This window comes from Nocardia niigatensis NBRC 100131, from assembly GCF_000308655.1.
In the GTDB taxonomy this organism is placed as follows: domain Bacteria; phylum Actinomycetota; class Actinomycetes; order Mycobacteriales; family Mycobacteriaceae; genus Nocardia; species Nocardia niigatensis.
Genome location: NZ_BAGC01000053.1, coordinates 151,712 through 170,449 on the forward strand (window position 1 = coordinate 151,712; position 18,738 = coordinate 170,449).

General features: G+C 65.4%; 12 protein-coding genes and 2 pseudogenes. 6 read left to right on the forward strand and 8 right to left on the reverse strand.

The genetic code is table 11. The features are described from left to right. Nucleotides 1-30: 30 nt before the first annotated feature. Both ON33_RS25640 and ON33_RS25645 read right to left on the reverse strand, forming a co-directional pair. A complete protein-coding gene (locus ON33_RS25640) occupies nt 31-1,086 on the reverse strand; it encodes an FAD-binding oxidoreductase (RefSeq protein ID WP_051152796.1) in 1,056 nt (351 codons plus the stop codon). Nucleotides 1,087-1,088: 2 nt separating this feature from the next. Continuing rightward, a complete protein-coding gene (locus tag ON33_RS25645; RefSeq protein WP_040861609.1) occupies nt 1,089-2,282 on the reverse strand; it encodes a Rieske 2Fe-2S domain-containing protein in 1,194 nt (397 codons plus the stop codon). A 247-nt stretch (nt 2,283-2,529) separates the two neighbouring features. Between ON33_RS25645 and ON33_RS25650 the strand changes: the two genes are divergently transcribed. Beyond that, on the forward strand, nt 2,530-3,183 hold the full coding sequence (locus ON33_RS25650; RefSeq protein ID WP_040861610.1) for a winged helix DNA-binding protein: 654 nt from the start codon (nt 2,530-2,532) through the stop codon (nt 3,181-3,183). Between the two features lie 48 nt (nt 3,184-3,231). Here ON33_RS25650 and ON33_RS25655 read toward each other — a convergent pair whose 3' ends face one another. Continuing rightward, complete coding sequence (locus ON33_RS25655) at nt 3,232-4,638, reverse strand: acyl-CoA synthetase (RefSeq protein ID WP_040861611.1); 1,407 nt, start codon at nt 4,636-4,638, stop codon at nt 3,232-3,234. A gap of 129 nt (nt 4,639-4,767) precedes the next feature. On the opposite strand from ON33_RS25655, the gene ON33_RS25660 reads away from it, so the two are divergent. The 3 genes from ON33_RS25660 to ON33_RS25670 all read left to right on the forward strand — a co-directional run bounded on the left by ON33_RS25660 (nt 4,768) and on the right by ON33_RS25670 (nt 7,775). Further along, a complete protein-coding gene (locus ON33_RS25660; protein WP_040861612.1) occupies nt 4,768-5,502 on the forward strand; it encodes an IclR family transcriptional regulator in 735 nt (244 codons plus the stop codon). Nucleotides 5,503-5,664: 162 nt separating this feature from the next. Beyond that, entirely contained in the window at nt 5,665-7,320 is a 1,656-nt protein-coding gene (locus ON33_RS25665) for an MFS transporter (RefSeq protein WP_051152797.1), read from the forward strand. Then, on the forward strand, nt 7,320-7,775 hold the full coding sequence (locus ON33_RS25670) for a DUF2871 domain-containing protein (RefSeq protein WP_040861613.1): 456 nt from the start codon (nt 7,320-7,322) through the stop codon (nt 7,773-7,775). Before ON33_RS25665 ends, ON33_RS25670 begins: the two co-directional genes overlap by 1 nt. A 160-nt stretch (nt 7,776-7,935) precedes the next feature. Here ON33_RS25670 and ON33_RS25675 read toward each other — a convergent pair whose 3' ends face one another. The 4 genes and pseudogenes from ON33_RS25675 to ON33_RS41645 form a co-directional block, all read right to left on the reverse strand. Then, entirely contained in the window at nt 7,936-8,694 is a 759-nt protein-coding gene (locus tag ON33_RS25675) for a class I SAM-dependent methyltransferase (RefSeq protein ID WP_083869293.1), read from the reverse strand. A 725-nt stretch (nt 8,695-9,419) separates the two neighbouring features. Continuing rightward, the gene (locus ON33_RS38590) at nt 9,420-10,073 is read right to left on the reverse strand and encodes an IPT/TIG domain-containing protein (RefSeq protein WP_083869294.1); all 654 of its coding nucleotides are present in this window, start codon (nt 10,071-10,073) and stop codon (nt 9,420-9,422) included. A 563-nt stretch (nt 10,074-10,636) separates the two neighbouring features. Next, entirely contained in the window at nt 10,637-11,620 is a 984-nt protein-coding gene (locus ON33_RS25685) for a hypothetical protein (RefSeq protein ID WP_157184731.1), read from the reverse strand. A 1,761-nt stretch (nt 11,621-13,381) separates the two neighbouring features. Continuing rightward, a pseudogene (locus ON33_RS41645) lies at nt 13,382-13,546 on the reverse strand (IS3 family transposase); the annotation flags it as partial. Nucleotides 13,547-13,805: 259 nt separating this feature from the next. Here ON33_RS41645 and car point away from each other — a divergent pair. Further along, complete coding sequence (car, locus tag ON33_RS25690) at nt 13,806-17,318, forward strand: carboxylic acid reductase (RefSeq protein WP_040861615.1); 3,513 nt, start codon at nt 13,806-13,808, stop codon at nt 17,316-17,318. 96 nt (nt 17,319-17,414) lie between these two features. Here the strand turns inward: car and ON33_RS41650 are convergent. Next, nucleotides 17,415-17,552: pseudogene (locus ON33_RS41650) on the reverse strand (IS3-like element ISMyma10 family transposase); the annotation flags it as partial. Nucleotides 17,553-18,085: 533 nt separating this feature from the next. Here ON33_RS41650 and ON33_RS43560 point away from each other — a divergent pair. After that, entirely contained in the window at nt 18,086-18,565 is a 480-nt protein-coding gene (locus tag ON33_RS43560) for a PASTA domain-containing protein (RefSeq protein WP_245550707.1), read from the forward strand. The last annotated feature ends 173 nt before the right edge of the window (nt 18,566-18,738 follow it).

An 18,738-nucleotide genomic window follows, 5' to 3' on the forward strand; every position in this document is an offset into this window, starting at 1 on the left:
GATCGCGGCAAGCGGCGCCGCGAGGGGTGTTCAGCTGGGGAGGAATTGCTCGCAGTGGATCCGCTCGCGCGGCAGGCCGAGCTCCTGCAGCCGCGCGTGGGCGGCATCGAGCATGGCGGGCGGGCCGCACAGGTAGGCCGAGGTGTCCGCGGCGATATCGTCGGCGGTAACCGCGTCGACGGGGTTGCCGCACAACACATCCGGCCGGTTCACGGGTTCGTCGACCGTCACCCGTACTGACAGGTTCGGCATGAAGCTGCGGCGGCCCTCGAGCTCGTCGAGATGGAACAGGTCCCGCTCCCGGGCGCAGCCGAAAACCAGCCGGATGGGCGCGCGGTCCCGGACCGTCTGCAGCGATTCGAGTATCGACAACATGGGAGCCAGCCCGGTGCCGCCCGCCAGCAACAGGATCGGCCCGGACTGTCCCGACAGCCCGAACGAACCCAGCGGACCCTCCATCGAGAGTTCGTCACCCACCGCGGCCCGCTCGCGCAGGTACTCCGACATCGCGCCCTGCGGCAGCACCCGGATGGTGAAGACGAGCCGGCGTTTGCTGCGCTCGCCCGAAGCCATGGAATACGAGCGCCACTCGTCCGTGCCCGGCACACGCAAGCGCGCGTACTGGCCTGCTCGGAAGGAGAACGACACCGACTTGGGCACGGCCACTTTCAGCTCGGCGACGGTGTCGGCCAGCCAGTTCAGTTCGGTGAGCTTCACGGTGGTGAGCACCACCGGGTTGTCGTCGAGCATGGCGGCCGGATAGTCCAGTTCCACCTCGGCGTCGCCGTGAGCATGCGCCTGGCAGAGCAACCGCATGCCATCGGCGATCTCGTCCCGGCGCAGCGGGTACACGCGACCCTCGGGCATCGACACCGCTCCGGTCGACACCCGTCCCACGCACGTGCCGCAGGTGCCGATTCCGCACTGGTGGACCAGCCGGGTCCCGGCGGCGGCTGCCGCGTCGAGGACGGAAACGCCCTCGGGTACCTGCACCTCCTTGGTGGTGTCGGCGAACTTCAAACGCACACAGTGGGTTACGGGCGCCACGACGGTGTCCGGCACGGGGTCGATCGGAGCGATGGTCATGCTCAGTCCTCGTCCAGGTAGGGGGATTCGAAGAAGCCGCGCGGGTGCCGGGCCGCCATCTTGCGCCAGGCGATGATGGAATAGTCCATGTCGCAGAGGATTTCGTTGTTCCAGCCGTCGAAGCGGGTGTAGTGCTCCTCGGTGGCCTCGCGGGCGAAGACGTCGCTGTTGTTGAAGCCCTCCAGGGCCAGCGGCTTGAAGAAGTTCTCGTACTTGAAGTCGAATTCGCGGCGCTCGTCGTCGCTGCCGGCGCGGGTGGCCACGATCTCCCAGTACTCGTGGTGGTGATCGTCGATCGGGACGTAGAACTCGTACTGCACGTGGTCGGTGATGGGCCAGTGCTCGACCATCAGCACGCCGGGCACCCACAGCGAGGTGCGGAAGTAGTGCGGGACCGTGCCGCGCGCCTTGATGTCGACCTTCGGGTTCTCCAGCACCGGCTTGTACAGATCGGGCCGGTCGTAGCGGTTCATCACGCCCTTGGGGCCGTTCGGGACGTCGATCTCCTCGGTCGCGTTCTCCGAGAGCGCGTTCACGCCCAGCGGCAGGGCGCGATCGAGCGCGACCAGGATCTGGTTGTCCCAGTGCACCAGCAGGTGGCCCGGGTCCAGGCCGTTCTCGGCGGCGAGCCGCCAGTTGCCGACCAGTTTGCGGTGGATGCCGCGCACCACGATGCCCTCGTCCATGAGGTGGGGCACGGGAGTGTCATTGGGGTCGTTGGTGACCCGGATCGGCAGGTCGGCCTCCAGCGGCGGCGGTGTGCCGTAGTCGCGGTCGCCCACGAAGACGAAGATCAGGCCGTTGACCTCCTCCACGGGATAGGTCCGAAGGCCGGTGGTGCCGATCAGCGAATCGTCCGGATTGCCGACAATGGTGGTGAGCGTGCCGTCCTCCACGCCGTAGGTGTAGCCGTGATACCAGCAGGTGACGGTCCCCTCGGACAGGCACATGGGTTTGGCTGACAGCTTCACGCCCCGATGGATGCAGCGATCCGACAGCGCATACGCCTTGCCTGCCGAGCGGCGCAGCGCGATGTCGTGGCCGCCGATGGTGACGCCCTTGACGGCACCGTCGGCGAGTTCGTCGGAGAACAGTGCCGGATACCAGTGGTTGGCGTAGCCCCAGTCGGCCTGGACATAGGGCGCGTAGTGCCGGGTGACCCCGGCCGAACTGCCGTTGAAGTGCTTAGACGACATGGAAAACCTCCAGAGACAAGCGAATTCACGCACGCGGCGGGAGATGGGAGGCGCGCAGACCGGAAGATCTGCGCGATTCGAGGATGGACACTGCGGTGTCCTGAGTCACAGTACAGAATCTTCGTAGAGAGTCAATAGATTTTTCACGAAGATTCCATGGCCCATCTTGCGGACCGGCCAACGTAAGTGTTGAGTGGTCAATGAAGATGGAGCCTGATTCCTACCCAGAACGGAGAACCCTGCGCCGATGGCCTCGACCGACCCTGCTGCGCCCATTCAGCCGCCGCCCCTGGACCCGCAGCGACGGTGGCACCTGGCGCAGAACACGCACGAGGAAGCCCTGACGGCCTTCGAATTCGCGCTGCTGCAAGTCGAGGGCGAGTTCGAACGGTTCGCCGTGAACGCCCTGCGCATCGCCGGCGACGCGGACCTTTCCTTCAACGAGGTGGTGGCGCTGCATGTGGTGCGAATGCAGGAACGCCCGAAGGACACCGCCACCATCGCGCAGCTCACCAATCGCGAGGATCTGCCGAATCTGCAGTACAGCCTGCGCAAGCTGGTCAGTCTGGGGCTGTTGGAACGCAGCAAGTCGGGCACCTCGTCGGTGTTCCGGGTGACCGAGGCCGGGCGCGAAATCACCGACCGTTACGCAGCGTTGCGCCAGGAGCTGCTGACGTCGAACCTGGCCGAATTGGCCGATGTGACAGCGAAACTGCAGCACGCCATCCGGTCGATGCACGTACTGACCGGCCTCTACGCGGCGGCCAGCCGGGATCTGGCGACCATCAACCCATCGGTCATGTTTCCGCCGGCGCCCGAACCGCCGGCTGACGAAGCGGCGAAAGACGCAGCGGCGCAGAAGAAGCCGACCCGGCGGCGAGGGAGTCCGCGGGCGGAGTGAACAGCGTCGTGCGGCCTGCGCCGGCATCCCGGACGGGCCGCACGATCATCACCGGGCGTCTTCGAGCAGCGCCTTCTTCTGCACCTTGCCCATGGCATTGCGCGGGAGCGCGTCCACGACCCGAATTTCCCTGGGGCGCTTGTGCACCGACAGCGATCCGGCGACGAAGTCGATGACCTCCCCCGGGGTCGGGGCCTCGCCGACCACATAGGCCACGATCCGCTGACCGAGGTCGGCATCGGGAACACCGACGACCGCCGCCTCGCGAATAGCGGGATGCGCCAGCAGCGCCTGTTCGACCTCGCCGGCCCCGATGCGGTAGCCGCCGGACTTGATCATGTCCACCGATTCCCGGCCGACGATCCGATGAAATCCCGCCGGGTCGATCACGGCTATGTCGCCGGTCCGGAACCAGCCGTCGGCCGTCATGACCTCGGCGGTCTTCGCGGGATTGTTCAGGTAGCCGTCGAAGAGGGTATCGCCGCCGATCTCCAAGTGCCCCAGCGTTTCCCCGTCGTGGACGACCTCCTCCCCCGCCTCCGAGCGAATCCGGGTACTTACGCCCGACACGGGCAGGCCGACCCAGCCGGGCCGCCGTTCACCGTCGAACCGAGTGCTGATCGTGATTACCGTTTCGGTCATGCCATAGCGCTCGATGGGGGCCTTGCCGGTCAGCGCCGTCAGCTCCTCGAACACCGGAACCGGAAGCGGGGCGCTACCCGAGACGAGCAGCCGAGCCCCTGACAGTGCCCGGGCCGCGTCCGGGTCCGCGCACACCCGCGACCAAACTGTCGGCACCCCGAAATACAGGCTGCCGCCGGCGGCCGCGTACCGGTCCGGGGCCGGGCGTACGGTGTGCACCAGCGGGGAACCGACGCGCAGAGCCCCCAGCACACCGAGGACCAGGCCGTGCACATGGAATAACGGAAGGCCGTGCACCAGAACATCATCCGAGGTCCACTGCCACGCCTGGGCGACACCGTCCACCCCGGCCGCCACAGCGCGGCGGGACAGCACGACACCCTTGGGCGCACCGGTGGTGCCGGAGGTGTACACGATCAGGGCGGGCGTTTCCGGTTCCGGTTCCGCATAAACAGTCGACGAGCGTAGAGAAGGATCGACCTGGAAGCCGGAAAGCACGACATCCGTCGGCTTTTCGCCGATCCACAGCTCGGCCCCCGAATCGGTCAGCAGATGCCGCCGCTCCACCACGCCCGAATCCGGCGGCACCGGAACCGCCGCCACGCCCGCCAGCAGGCACCCAACCGTCGCGATCACGGTCTCGAGGTCGGCACGGGCATCGATCGCGACCGCGCGGGCTCCAGCGATCTCGTCGGCCACCACGGTCGCAGCGCCCAGCAACTCGTCCGCGGACAGCGCCCGGTCACCGACCGTGACCAGCGGCCGCGAGACGTCCGGTCCGGTGTGCAGGGACGTCAGAAGTGGTACTGGCATAGCGGCTTCCTTCTGGTGTATGGTCCACAATATGGACCGTCGTGCTACTATATGGACCACACACGCTATTGCTGGGCAACACCGCCGTCAAGGGTCGGTGCGTGCCCGGACTCGATTCGGGCGGCACGCATGAACAGCGTGCTGACCACACTGCGTGTATTCGAGGAGGTCGCGGCAACCCAACCGGCCGGGCTGAGCGATCTCGCACGCCGGCTCGGCATCCCCAAGTCCACGGTTCAGCGCTGCCTGAAAACCCTGCAGCAGGCAGGCTGGACCCGACCGACCACTGACGGCCATTGGGAGATCACCGGCTTGGCGTTCCGCCTCGGCAGCGCTGTCGCCGGACGGGACAATCTCCGCGAACTCGCCCTGCCCGAACTGTCCGCACTGCAATCGATCACCGGCGAGACCGTGCACCTGGCCGTCCCCGACGGCGACGAACTCGTCCTCGTCGAACGCCTCGACAGCCCGCACGAACTGCGCGCGTTCCTCGCCCTCGGCACCCGCCTCCCCCTGCACGCCGCCGCCACCGGCAAGGCATACCTGGCCACCCTCCCCGACGACCACATCGACCGCTACCTCGCCACCCAGCCCGTCCAGGTCACCTCCGACACCGAAACCGACCCCGGCCGGATCTGGACCGAAATCCGCCTGATCCGAGAGCGCGGCTACGCCACCACCCAGCAGGGCCTGCACACCGGCATATCCGCCGTCGCCGTCGCCATCCGGACCCCCGCGGGCCCGGCCCGTGCCAGCTTCAGCATTTCCGGTCCCTCCGCGCGCCTCACACCGGAGCACTTTCCGGAATACGGCGCACGGGCCCTGGCGACGCGTGATGCGATCGAGAAACTCCTGCGTATCTGAGCAGACCTTCTGGCGGGCGGCGGCACGCCCACCATCCCCAGCCGCAGACGGTGGGCCCTTCCGCGGATTGCCGATCGGACGATCCGAACTCCATCGAAGGTTGGTCCGGCATGGACCGATCGAATCTACCGGCGACCGGTCCGAACTCGCAGAATCGCAACAATGCAGATCGATCCAAGTACCACCACCGACTCGGTGCCGCGGGCCGACCGAAGCGCGTGGATCGGGCTCGGTGTCCTCGCCGCGGGGCTCTCGTTGATCGTCGTGGACGGCACCATCGTCGGCGTCGCCCTACCGGTGATCGTCACCGATCTCGGCCTCAATCTGACCGATGCCCAGTGGGTCAACAGTGCCTATTCGGTCGTGTTCGCCGCACTGTTGCTGACTGCGGGCCGTCTCGGCGACCGGCTCGGCCGACGCCGGATGTTCGTGCTCGGCGTACTCGGGTTCCTGGCGGGCAGCCTGATGGCCGCCGTCGCGTCGAGCGTTGCGGCGCTGATCCTTTCGCGTGTGGTACAGGGTGTCGGCGGAGCCTTCGTGTTGCCCGCCACCCTGTCGAGCGTGAACGCCACTTTCCGCGGCAAGGACCGCGTCATCGCGTTCGCGGTGTGGGGCGCGGTCATCTCCGGCATGGCCGCCGTGGGCCCGCTCCTCGGCGGCAGCCTGACCACCTATTTCAGTTGGCGATGGATTTTCATCGTCAATATCCCGATCGGAGCGGCGGTACTGATCGGCGCATGGCTCGCGGTGCGCGAAACCAAGGCCGCGGTCAGTGAACCCGGGCTCGATGTCGACGGACTACTGCTCAGCGCGATCGGGTTCGGCGGGGTCGTCTTCGCGCTCATCGAAGGTCAGAGCCTGGGCTGGTGGCGGCCGAACTCCGCGTTCAGCGTCCTTGGAATCGATTGGCCGCGAAGCGCTCCGGTCTCTGTGGTTCCGGTCATCGGGCTGATCGGCGTGGTCGCGTTGGTGCTGTTCGTCGTCTGGGAACGCCACCGGGCGCGGGCGGGCCGGTCCGCGATCCTGGACGTGAGCCTGTTCTCCGTCCCGACTTTCAGCTGGGGCAATCTGACCGCGATGACCGTGGCGATCGGAGAGTTCGGTCTGCTGCTAGTGCTGCCGCTCTTCCTCGTGAACGGGCTCGGCCTGTCGACGCTGGGCGCCGGCCTGGTACTGGCCGCAATGGCTCTGGGCGCCTTCGGATCCGGCGCCGCCGCCCGGCACATCGCCGCCGTGCTCGGTGCCTCGAGAACGGTGATCGTGGGCCTGGTCCTCGAGGCGGTGGGCGTCGCCGTGGTCGCGCTGCTCCTCTCTTCGACGGTCTCGCCCTGGCTGCTCGCCGTGCTGCTGGCCGGGTACGGCGCCGGACTCGGTCTCGCCTCGGCGCAGCTGACCGGCACCGTATTGGCCGACATCCCGCCGGAGCGGTCGGGCCAGGGTTCGGCGACGCAGAGTACGGTCCGGCAACTCGGTGCGGCACTCGGCTCCGCCGTTCTCGGCGCAGTGCTGTCGATCGGGTTGGCGCACTCCCTGACCGACCGATTGGAATCGGTCACTCCGCTGCCGCCGCCAACGGCACAGCACCTGGTCACCGCGACCAGAGATTCGGCCGGAGGAATGATCTCGGTACTGCGCGCACAGGGCGACACCGGCAAACTCGGACCGGCAGGACCACAGGTCACCACCGCACTGTCCGAAGGATTCGGCGACGCCACCAGGGCCGCATTGGGTGTGGCCGCCGGCTTTCTCGCCCTCGGCTTGGTGAGCGCGACCATCCTGAATTCCCGCACCCGCCGAACATCGACGATGGAGAGCTGATGAAGAAGTCGTACTACGCCGCCGCCTGCTACACAGTCCTGGGTCTCGTCCTAGGGTTCTTCTACCGCGAATTCGCCAAGGCCCACGACTTTTCCGGAAGCTCACAACTCACCGCCACCCACACCCACGTCCTCGCGCTCGGAACGCTGTTCTTCCTCATCGTCATCGTGTTGGACAAGCAATTCGCGCTGGCCACCGGCCGGTGGTTCAACGCGTTCTTCTGGACCTACAACACCGGGCTGGTCGTGACCGTGGCCATGATGGTCGTGCACGGCATCCTCACGGTCCTGAACCACGATGTCAGTCCCGCCATCTCGGGTATCGCCGGACTCGGCCACATCCTGTTGTCCGTCGGCTTCGCCATGTTTTTCCTGTGCCTGCGCGGCCCGATAACGACCGCGGCCCGTGAGGTCGGCGATGCCCAGCAGAACGCGGAACACACGGTCGCACGCTGAGCCGCTCATTCCAGGCCCGACGATCTGCCTGATGCGGTGATCGAGTCTGCCGAGCATCAGGAAGCCGTAGAACCCGATCCAGGCCCCGACGCCACTCCGGCATCGAATCCCTCTCCGATGCTCGCTGAACGCGTGCGCTGGCGTATCCGGCCCTGCCGGGTCAGTCGAGGCGAGTGGCGGTCACTGCCCACACGGGCAGGTGCACCCGGTTGTTCTTCAGCAACGGCGTAATGATCTGGAGTTGTTCCAGCATCGGCCGCATCCGATCAGCCCATCCAGAGTCGTCGCTCATCTCCTTGGTCATATGAGCGAACGTCTCCGGGCTGAAGTTGGCCTCGTAAGTGGTGGTTCCCAGGTGGTCGATGCGCCACCCGGCCGCGGGAAGCACTCGCTCGAAATTCTCCGCCGGCAAACCTTCGGGCTGAAGACCGTTGACGTTGTGACGGCCGAATTCGAACATGAACAGGCGCGCCCCCGGTTTAGTGGCCCGATGCAGGGCCTGCATATACCGGGTCTGGATTTCTTCGTCATCGAGGAACACATGGTAGAAAGCGCTGTCGATGACGGTGTCGAACCGATCCTCGAAGCCCTCGAGTGTGGTGGCATCGGCCACCTGGAAGTCCACCTGCACCCCGGCGCGCTCCGCGTTGCGTTTCGCCCGCTCGATCGCCGACGGCGACGCGTCGATACCGGTTACCGAGTAGCCCTTGGATGCGTAGTAGATCGCGTGATGTCCCGGGCCGGTTCCGGGATCGAGCACCTCGCCCCGTACAGCGCCGTAGGCCACCAACTGCTGCACTACCGGCTGTGGGCCGCCGATATCCCAGGGGATCAACGCAGCAGCATCCTGTTCCGATGACGCGTCACGGTACAGCGCTTCGAAGTCCGGTTGCGCACTGTGGTTCGGTTCCCTGCCCATGACTCCTCCTCTGATTGCGGACGGGCAACACCTGAAGGGCCGTGCCAGCGATGAGACCAATGGTTCCGATGGTGGCGCATACGTTCTCGGATGCTCAGTTTAGTTGTTGCACCGAAGCTTGCCCGGTGCTGGTGTTCGCTCCGTGCGCGGGTACCGACGAATATGCCGACCTGACGAAGTGAACGCTCGTGGCGTATTCGGCTCTGGTGGAGAATTCCTAATCCAACGGGCTCATTGCCCGGCGGCGCGCAGGCCGCCTCTCGTGCCGCCGGTCCCCCGGACCTGACGGCCGACGATGACATCCGCTGGAGGGGGCGGTTGGCACCCCAGCCGCTCACGGTTGGTCGCTGTGCTGGACAAGCCTGTGCGGTCTCCCCTGATGGCGAAGGTAAGCAGCGGAGTCCAGCCCGATCGGCTGGCAGATTCGGAGAGCCGCCTCGAATTCACGGTTCACCCTGCACGGTTACGAGCACCTTCCCCTACACACCGTCCTCGCGTCCGCAGCCACCGGACCATCGGCTGATCCGCAACCCTCCCGGGTGGTCGCGGGCCGCAACAGGGGTTCGCCTCTGACACAGAGCGGCAGTCCCCGGGCTTCGGCAGAATCGAAGGTGCGGCGGCCGTTATGGTGGTCGTGTCCACATGCACCGCCGCACGGTGCCATCGACTGAACTTCCGCTATAGGGCGGGTGGTCAACGTGGATTGTTCAGCGGTCCTGCTGAACTCAAATCGCGATGCCCGATGCGCCGGTGAGACCACCGGCGACCAAGGTGGGGTTCCCGCCGCTGATCGGTGCGGACACCACCCTCAGATTGCCGCTGTCGGTGATATAGAGCCTTCTACCGGACACCTTGACATCGGTAGGGCCCGACAACCCGCTCGCGGCCAGGCGGTCTGTCTGGCCACCGTTCGGCGGAACCAGGGGGGTTACGACGCCACCGGTTGTCGGCACCGACACCACCCTGTTGGCCGCGAATTCCGCTATGTAGAGCGTGTTTTCGACGCGGGCGATACCCATGGGTTGACTCAGACCGGTCACCACAGGGGTCGCGGTGCCGCCTGCGGCCGGTATTGAATACACAGTATCTATGCCGTCGCTGACATAGATGAGGCCCTGGGCGGGAGGATTGTAGGTATATGCCATCGGGTTACTCGTACCGTCCAGCAGTGCGGTGACAGTGACGTTAACGGTGCCCGTCCCCGGCGGGGCAATGGCCGTGATCCGGGTATCGGAGTCGATGGTGAACGTTGTTGCCGTTGTGCCGAAAACCACCGTCAATGGACCGACGTTGGCGAACCCGGAGCCGGCGATCACTACGGAGTTGAAGCCCGCTTCTGGGCCGGAAGAGGGTGCAAGTGAGCTGATTTGAGGTGCCATCTTACGCTTTCCTGATAACTGAGGATACCGAAATAGTTGTACTGCAACGGATGTCGATTTTGTCGCGAGTCCGCCATACCAAGTAACTCTCCGGCATGGCCACTTCGGCAACCGATCTCGAGTCCGTTTTCGTGCGTTTTGAACCAGGCCTGTCCATAAGTCGTGGCTGGCAACAAACAGACTTCGGAAATCACTGTGAGGCGACCGAGATGCTCTGCGCACCCTGAGGCGGTGTGCCAGGAGGCGCCCGATTTCATCGCGAATGAGTGGAATGACGCCGCTGCCAATACTTTCGGGCGGCCAGCACGGTCCTGCCAGGCTGATCGACCAGCGGGTCGACCAGATCGATGTCCTGCGCTACGAGTTGGCACCGGCAACTGCCAGGCCAGCTTCCGGGTGTCCGCCGCGTCCTTATTATCAACCGCCCCTTCGCATCCCGAACGGGTCGATCACCAAGTCTGTGCCGGACCAAGTCTTTACGCGCCGCGCCGACACGCAGGCGACCTTGCAGGCGCGAGCCCTGTTCAGCAAAGAGCCAGCGGGCAAGTCCCCAGCCCAGGGGTCTATGTCGATTCGATCAGCATATGCTCCAAGTGCGCCGCACCGTCAGAGTTCTCACTGACACCGACCACGGCGACAAACTCGCGATCACCGGCCCGTCGCTGCAGGAGACTCCAGAAGTTGGCGAGATACCAGCTTGCCCCGGTGGTACCAGGCGGGCCCAAGCCGGCGCAGAATATCCAGTATCGACCGGGGTGCAGATCCGGACTAGGTCGCACCCGTGCGATGACGCCGACGTTACGATCCGCGCTCGAGTCATACCGGCTACCGTCCGTCAATTCCAGCTGCTCGAAATGGCAACCACTTTCAGCGCCAATGCCGTTGATAGTGAACAGCGGACGCTCGACGGTTTCAAGATACATACGCGTGCAGTCGTTGCAGGTCAGCCCGAAGCTGACATAGGGGCGGTCACAGTCCGCAACGATGTCCCGATCGCTGCGGATCTCGATCGATAATGCAGTGTGGCGCTGAAGGACAGAAAATACGGAAAGCAGTCCGCGAACTTCACTCTGCGGCAAGGCAACCAAAACATCTGAGCGATGGTCAGCCGCAAACGCTCGGACCTTCCTTCCGAATGTGCATCTATAGGGAGCCTCGTCCGCACGGCATGCTTGCACTGGCCGCAGCGGTAGCTCGAAGGTCGGATACACGAGAGTAATCCCGCTGGTGATCATCTCGGCGCCGAGGAATTCCCCGAGTTCGATGTCCGTTCCGAGAAGACCCGACTCGTGTGCTCGAGCGACTATTGGTGCGTCCTCTGCCATCTGAAACAATCCCTCGACCGTCCAGCCGGGAAACATCTTGGCCAACACCCGGCAATGGTAGTCACGGGGGAGCCCGACCATCTGACCCGAAAGCCATCGATAGAACTGTGTCTTCGCTGGCCCATACCCTGGAGGGACGGGAGGATCGAGCTGTGCGGCACACCGATCGTATGCAGACAGAAAATCCGAGTAACTCTTGCGATGCTGCTCGGCCAGCAGCATCTTCAGGACAGTAGCCAATGAAACCCCCAACCCCTGCAACCCCACCCTGGTGGCGGCGACTCGACCGAAAACCGCAGCCCGGCTGGGCCATCAACGATGTCCGGAGATGACCCGGACGCAGTACCGCTCTTGGCGATCGACAGACCAGCCCCGGTGAGGCTGCGCCGTAGCGCCGCACGCACCGGCCCCTCAGCTGGGCCCGACGTCGTCCAAGGCAGATACTCCAACGCAACAGCCCCTGTTGCAGGCTCCCTCCGAGGCGATAACCGTGACATGCACAATTCGACCGAGCCGGCGGAGGCGATCGCCATGATCCACGCATCCGAGCTGACAGTGGAGGTAGTCACCAGAGCACCGAGCCGCACGATCGAAGGACAAGCAGAGCCAATACTCGACACATCGTTCGACCTCCCGTCGCGGGAGCCGAGGGGAGAGAGGGGTGATGGTAGGCATGGCACTACCTCCTTTGCCGCAATGGTGTTTCCTCTACTGCACCGGATGGTGCCCAACTCGATTGATAGCCCGCACTTTCCATTAAGCCCCCCACCCCGTTGCAGGGCAACGCATCTCCGATCCGCTTTTGTCCTGTTCGCATTGTTGGCCCGATTCGAGGTCACGACCATCCTGACCACAGGCCGCCGGCGCAGGGAATTCGTGTGGGGTGGCGTGCGCCTTCCGGTCATAGCCGGCGGGGATCATGGCTCGTCCACGGCACCGTCGGGCATGCGGGTCTTCGTCGGAAAAGGACACGGGCGTCTCGATGCGCATCTGTGGTTCACCCACCGCCTCGACCAGCCCGCTGAACAAGCCACTGCACACGCCGAACTCGCTTGACCGGTTCCCAGGACGGAACAAGCCCGATCACATGGAAGCTGGGAATGCCAGCATCCAGACCGCCGAAGGCGGGGATCCCGAATACCCGCTCCGCCCTGCGCTCCTGATGCTCTGCTGGACGCCGTCGGACTCGTCCTACTCCACGACCTCCCACCGGCTGATGCACTCAGCCCTTCGCCCCGCCACCTGATCTCACCGAACCTGATCTGCTGGCGACGAATCGGAAACAAACGAAATGGTCGTGTCACAGCGGCGGTGCAGAACTCAACCGGTTGCACGCGGAATCCTTCGGGCCGGAGACTTACCTGTGCCGCGATCACATCGGAGCATCGCCCCGTGGTTGAACCCATTGATGATTGAAGCTGTTGTGTCGCTTAACTTTAGATTACGTGTCGTCGTTGGATACAACGATTGCGATGATGCTCGTGATCACGGCGCTCAGACGCAGGACCGGTAATGGTTGACGACCGACGGGAATCCTTCGGATACCGACCCGCTGCACGAATCCGATAACGGACAAAAACGAAGGCGGGCTTGCATCGGACTTAACCCATATGCGGCGATCAGCTGCACACCTGGGAGTTATGGGAGCCGCTGCTGTCCTCCTCTCGGCCGATGTGCTCCGTGAGCGCATCAACAACCCTGACCGCGTCCAGCATCTGGCACGTTTTGACAGCCAGGCGTGGAACACATACGGCAGGTCGGGTCGCCTCCACGACCGACCTACACCTATGTCCGCGCCTCGCTGCCGGAGGCCGCACGGGCACTGTCGCTCCTCACCGGTGAGCCACACCCCCGCGGATCGAGCACCCCTGCAGCGATCGGCCCGGAAACCCCTGTGCGGCCCGGAATCACGACCTATATCGTGTGACGGCATGATCCCCAATTCGGGGCAGATTCAACCCTCTCGAGTGACTGACGTAACGATCGGTGTCGATCGAGGACCCTGTGCTGCAGGAGCGCGAAGAACGATTCCATGGCGGCGTTGTCGCCGCACGTTCCGACACGACCCGTTGATCCACGTAATCCGTTGGCCGACAACGTATCCGCGGATCTTCGGGAGCGGAATTGGCGTCCGGGACGAGTTGTGTGGGATTCGCAAGGATGGCATTGGTGTGCCGGGCACTGTTCCAGCTCTCTGACGCGGCCTCGCTCAGATCAGCGCGCATCAGCCCAATGGTGCGGCGTCGCCACGTACCCGTTGCGTCGGTTACCACAAGTCCGCGATGTCGCCGTGTATTCGCCCGGTCCACCGTGCTCGTGGCGCGCGCCGGGGGCACGGAATTAGACTTCACATTTGCCAGAGGTTTTCTCCAGTTGTAGTCCGTCGAACGACCCAGGGAGACCGGCCATGGCGACGCATACGTGGGAAACCGAACAGCGGCACCGCATCGACCAGGTCTTCACCGACCAGCAGGTGCGCGATGCCATGCCATCGGAGGAGGTCATCGCCGCCGCCGCGCGGCGCGGCCTGCGACTGGCCCAGATGGTCGACACCGTCGCGGCCGGGTATGCCGACAGGCCGGCCTTGGGTATGCGCGGTAGCGAACTCGGCACCGACGCCGCCGGGCGCCGGGTCCGTCGGCTGTTGCCGCGCTTCGACACCATGACCTACCGGGAATTGTGGTCGCAGGTGGGCGCGCTGGGCGCCGTGTGGCACCGAGACCCACAGTATCCGGCGCGTGCCGGTGACTTCGTCGCGATCCTCGGGTTCACCAGCCCCGGCTACATCACGATCGACTTCGCCTGCACCCGGCAGGGCGCGGTATCGGTGCCACTGCAGGTGAGCGCGACGCCCGCGCAGTGGGCGGCGATCCTCGCCGAGACCTGCCCGCGGGTGTTCGCCAGCAGCCTGGAGATGCTCGCCGGGGCCGTGGACGCGGTGCTGGCCGGAACCGCCGCTCCGCAGCAACTGCTGGTCTTCGACTACCACCCCGAGGACGACAGCGACCGTGCCGCCATGGAGGACGCCCGCCACCGCCTGGCGCAGGCCGGCAGTCCCATCGTGGTGGCCGAGCTGAACACCGTGCTCGACCGAGGCAGCAGCCTGTCTCCCGCCCCGTTGTTCGTGCCCGCCGCCGGCGAGAATCCGCTGTCCATGCTCATCTATACCTCCGGCAGCACCGGCACCCCGAAGGGCGCGATGTATACCGAGCAGATGCTGGCCGCGATGTGGCGTACCCGCTTCGGAACCGATGGCATTTCGCTGCCCGCGATCGAGCTCAACTACATGCCACAGAGCCATCTGGCGGGGCGGATGCAGGTGGTCAGCACGCTGATGCGTGGTGGCACCGCGTATTTCACCGCCGGCAGCCACATGTCCACCCTGTTCGACGATTTCGCGCTGGTGCGGCCCACCGAGGTGTCCTTCGTGCCGCGGGTGTGCGATCTGGTATTCCAGGAGTTCGTCAGCGAGGTGGAACAGCGCGTCGCGGACGGCGCCGACCGCACCACCGCCGAGCGTGAGGTGCGAATCGATCTGCGGGAGCGGCAGTTCGGTGGCCGCGTGCTGGCGATGAGTTGCGGGACCGCGCCGCTGTCCGCGGAGACGCGGGCCTTCATCGAGTCCGTGTTCGAACTGCCGCTGCACGACGGGTACGGTTCCACCGAGGCCGGAGGCATCATGCGGGACAACCACATTCACCGACCCCAGGTGCTGGACTACAAGCTCGCCGACGTGCCCGAACTCGGCTACCACCACGACGACCGGCCGCATCCACGCGGCGAGTTGCTGGTGAAGACGATGACGATGTTCCCCGGGTACTACAAGCGGCCCGAGCTCAGCGCGGAGGTGTTCGACGCCGATGGCTTCTACCGCACCGGCGACATCATGGCCGAGATCAGCCCCGACGAACTGGTGTATGTGGACCGGCGGAACAACGTGCTGAAGCTCTCACAGGGCGAATTCGTCGCCGTGTCCCAGCTGGAGGCCGTATACGCGATCAGCGCGCTGGTCCGGCAGATCTACGTGTACGGCTCGAGCGAGCGCGCCTACGTGCTCGCGGTGGTGGTGCCCACCGACGAGGCGCTGCATGCGCATCCGGACGATCTGAAGGCCGCCGTCCTGCAGTCGCTGCAGAAGATCGCGCAGGATGCCGGGCTGGCCTCCTACGAGATACCGCGCGACATCATCATCGAGACGCGCCCGTTCACCCGCGCCGAAGGGCTACTGTCCGGCGTCGGAAAACTGTTGCGGCCCAAGCTGAAGCAGCGCTACGGGGAGCGGCTGGAGGAACTCTACCGGGAGCTGGAGCGCCAGCAGACCGACGAATTGACCGCGTTGCGAAGCGGTATCGGTGACCGGCCGGTGCCAGAGATCGTGCACCGGGCGGTGCGGGCACTACTGGGCTGCGCCGACGCCGATATCCGGCCCGACTCGCACTTCGGCGATCTCGGCGGAGATTCGCTGTCGGCGCTGTCGCTGTCCAACCTGCTGCAGGAGATCTTCGGGATACAGGTGCCCGTCGGCGTGATCGTCAGTCCCGCGGTCGATCTGCAACAGCTGGCCGGATACCTCGAGGAGGAGCAGGTTACCGCAGGGCGGCGCGCGACCGCGGTCTCGGTGCACGGCACCGGCGATCGGATCCGCGCCGCCGACCTCACACTGGAGAAGTTCATCGACACCGGCACTCTGGAGGCCGCGCCCGCGCTGCCGGCGGCGGCCACGACGCCGCGGACCGTGCTGCTCACCGGCGCCAACGGATACCTGGGCCGGTTCCTGTGCCTGCGCTGGCTGGAGCGGCTGGACGCCGTCGACGGCGCGCTGACCTGCATCATCCGCGGCAAGGACGCGGACGCGGCGCGCGCACGGCTGGACGCGGTGTTCGACTCGGGCGATCCGGCGCTGTTACGGCACTACCGGGAGCTGTCCGAACGCCGGCTGCAAGTGCTACCCGGCGATATCGGTTACCCGAATCTCGGTCTGACGGAAAAGGATTGGCAGCGGCTGGCGGACACCGCCGACATGGTCGTGCATCCCGCCGCGCTGGTGAACCATGTGCTGCCCTACGACCAGCTGTTCGGCCCCAACGTCGTCGGCACCGCGGAGGTGATCCGGCTGGCCCTGACCGCCAGGCGCAAGCCGGTTACGTACCTGTCCTCGGTGGCGGTGGCCGGCCAGGTGCCGCCCGGGAAGTTCGCCGAGAACGGCGACATCCGCGAGATGAGCCCGGAGCGGACACTCGACACCAGCTACGCCAACGGCTACGGCAACAGCAAGTGGGCCGGCGAGGTGCTGCTACGGGACGCGCACGAGCGGTTCGGGCTGCCGGTGGCGGTGTTCCGCTCCGACATGATCCTCGCGCACAGCTATTACGCCGGGCAGCTCAATGTGACCGACATGTTCACCAGGCTGCTCCTCAGCATCCTGGTGACCGGCATGGCACCGAAGTCGTTCTACCGCACAGACTCCGGCGGCCATCGGCAGCGGGCGCACTACGACGGCCTGCCCGCAGACTTCACCGCCGAGGCGATCGTCGCCCTAGGCGGCCGCGCCGCCGGCGGCTATCAGAGCTTCGACGTCCTGAACCCCTACGACGACGGCATCTCCCTGGACCAATTCGTCGACTGGCTCATCGACGAGGGCCACCCCGTCCAACGCTTCGACGACTACAGCGAATGGCTGTCCCGCTTCGAGAGCGCCCTGCTGGCCCTACCCCAGCAGCAACGCCAGCAATCCGTCCTCCCGCTTCTGGACGCCTACCGCACCCCCGCCGAACCCACCCGAGGCTCCGTGCTCCCCGCCGACCTCTTCCGCATCGCCGTGCAGCAGGCCAATCTCGGCCCCGACGCCGACATCCCCCACCTTTCCCCCGCCCTTGTCCACAAGTACGTCGACGACCTACACCTGCTGAAGCTCCTCTGACCCCAGCAGAGGACCAGGTCGGTCAGCCGGTCCCCATCGATGTGAATTCTGACCAGCCACCGGCGCGCTCGTTCGGGGGCAATGCCGGCCCTGCTTCCGCAGCGTCTCAGCGGTCATACCCCGCCGGGCCGAGACCGCCTCGATCGCGGCCCACTCGCTGTCGTAGTCGTCGCGGTGATCGACGACCAGCCGAACCGCCTTGGCCCTGGTCGCTTCGTCGTACTTCGCAGGCATGAAGCGCCCGTCTTTCCCGAGAAAGAAGGTGAGCACCAAACCTGGTGCGATTCACTCCATCGCCGCAGTAGTTCGTCGGGCGTCCGCACCCGCGGCGCCCATGCCGCGGCTCCCGCTTTGCTCGCCGCCAGATCGTTGGGTTCGAGCGAGAGGAACAGGATGCTCGTGGGGCCTGGTGGGGCACCGTGCTGGGCAGCGACTTGGCTGAGGATCGCGCGGAACATCTGCTCACGTGTGCGCCCGTCGGCGTTCGTGGTGCCCGATCTCGGTGGGGACGTTAATCAGCCCATTGGGCGCTGACCACCGCAAGGTGAGGATGTAGGGAGGTGCCGAACGGGTCATTCTCGGGAGCGAGTCAAGCCAGGGTTGTGGACGATGCACAGGTTTCCGATTCCCTGACCGATTCGGCGGCCGATCCCCAGTGGCGAATTCTCTGCAATACTTTGCCACTGCTCGACCCGCCTGACAGGTCGGGCACTGTCCTCGACTCGCTGCCACGTCCAGCGTGCCCAGCGGCCGTAACAAGGAGTTCTGTGTACAACCATGCCATTTCGGCCGGACCGTTCACGCGTCGCCTTGTGGTCCTGATCGGCGTCGCCTGCGCCGTGGCCGGTTGCGGGGTCGCCACCGACACGGCACATCCGACAACGACGGTCTTGAAATCTCTCACGCTGGCCACCGTTCCGCAAACAACGACCGTTGCGCCATCGAGCACTCCTGACCCGACGCTACTGCCCCTCACAACGATTCCTCCCACGACGACGGCTGTGCCGGCGTCCCCGGCGGCTGTCATGCCCGCCGTCGTGTGCATGAATCTGCAGGACGCACAGAACAAGATCCACGCGGCTGGTGTCTTCTACTCCCGATCGAAGGACTACACGGGCAAGGGCCGCCACCAGATCATCGATCGCAACTGGATCGTGGTCGCCCAATCCCCCTCCCCGGGAACCCCTTTCGGTGAGGGCGATGCGGTCCTGTCCGTTGTCAAATATGGCGAACCCAACAACTGCTGACGCCATCAATCCTTCTCCAGAACGCACGATCAGCTAGCAACTCTGGGTACCCGACAGGGCTTTCGCCGCGTTTTGAACACGGGACCAGCAAGCGGATCATCGAGCGCGCCCTCGCTGACCACAGATCAGTAGTCCGCATGGATGCCCGGTTGAGGACGCATGGATAGCATGCC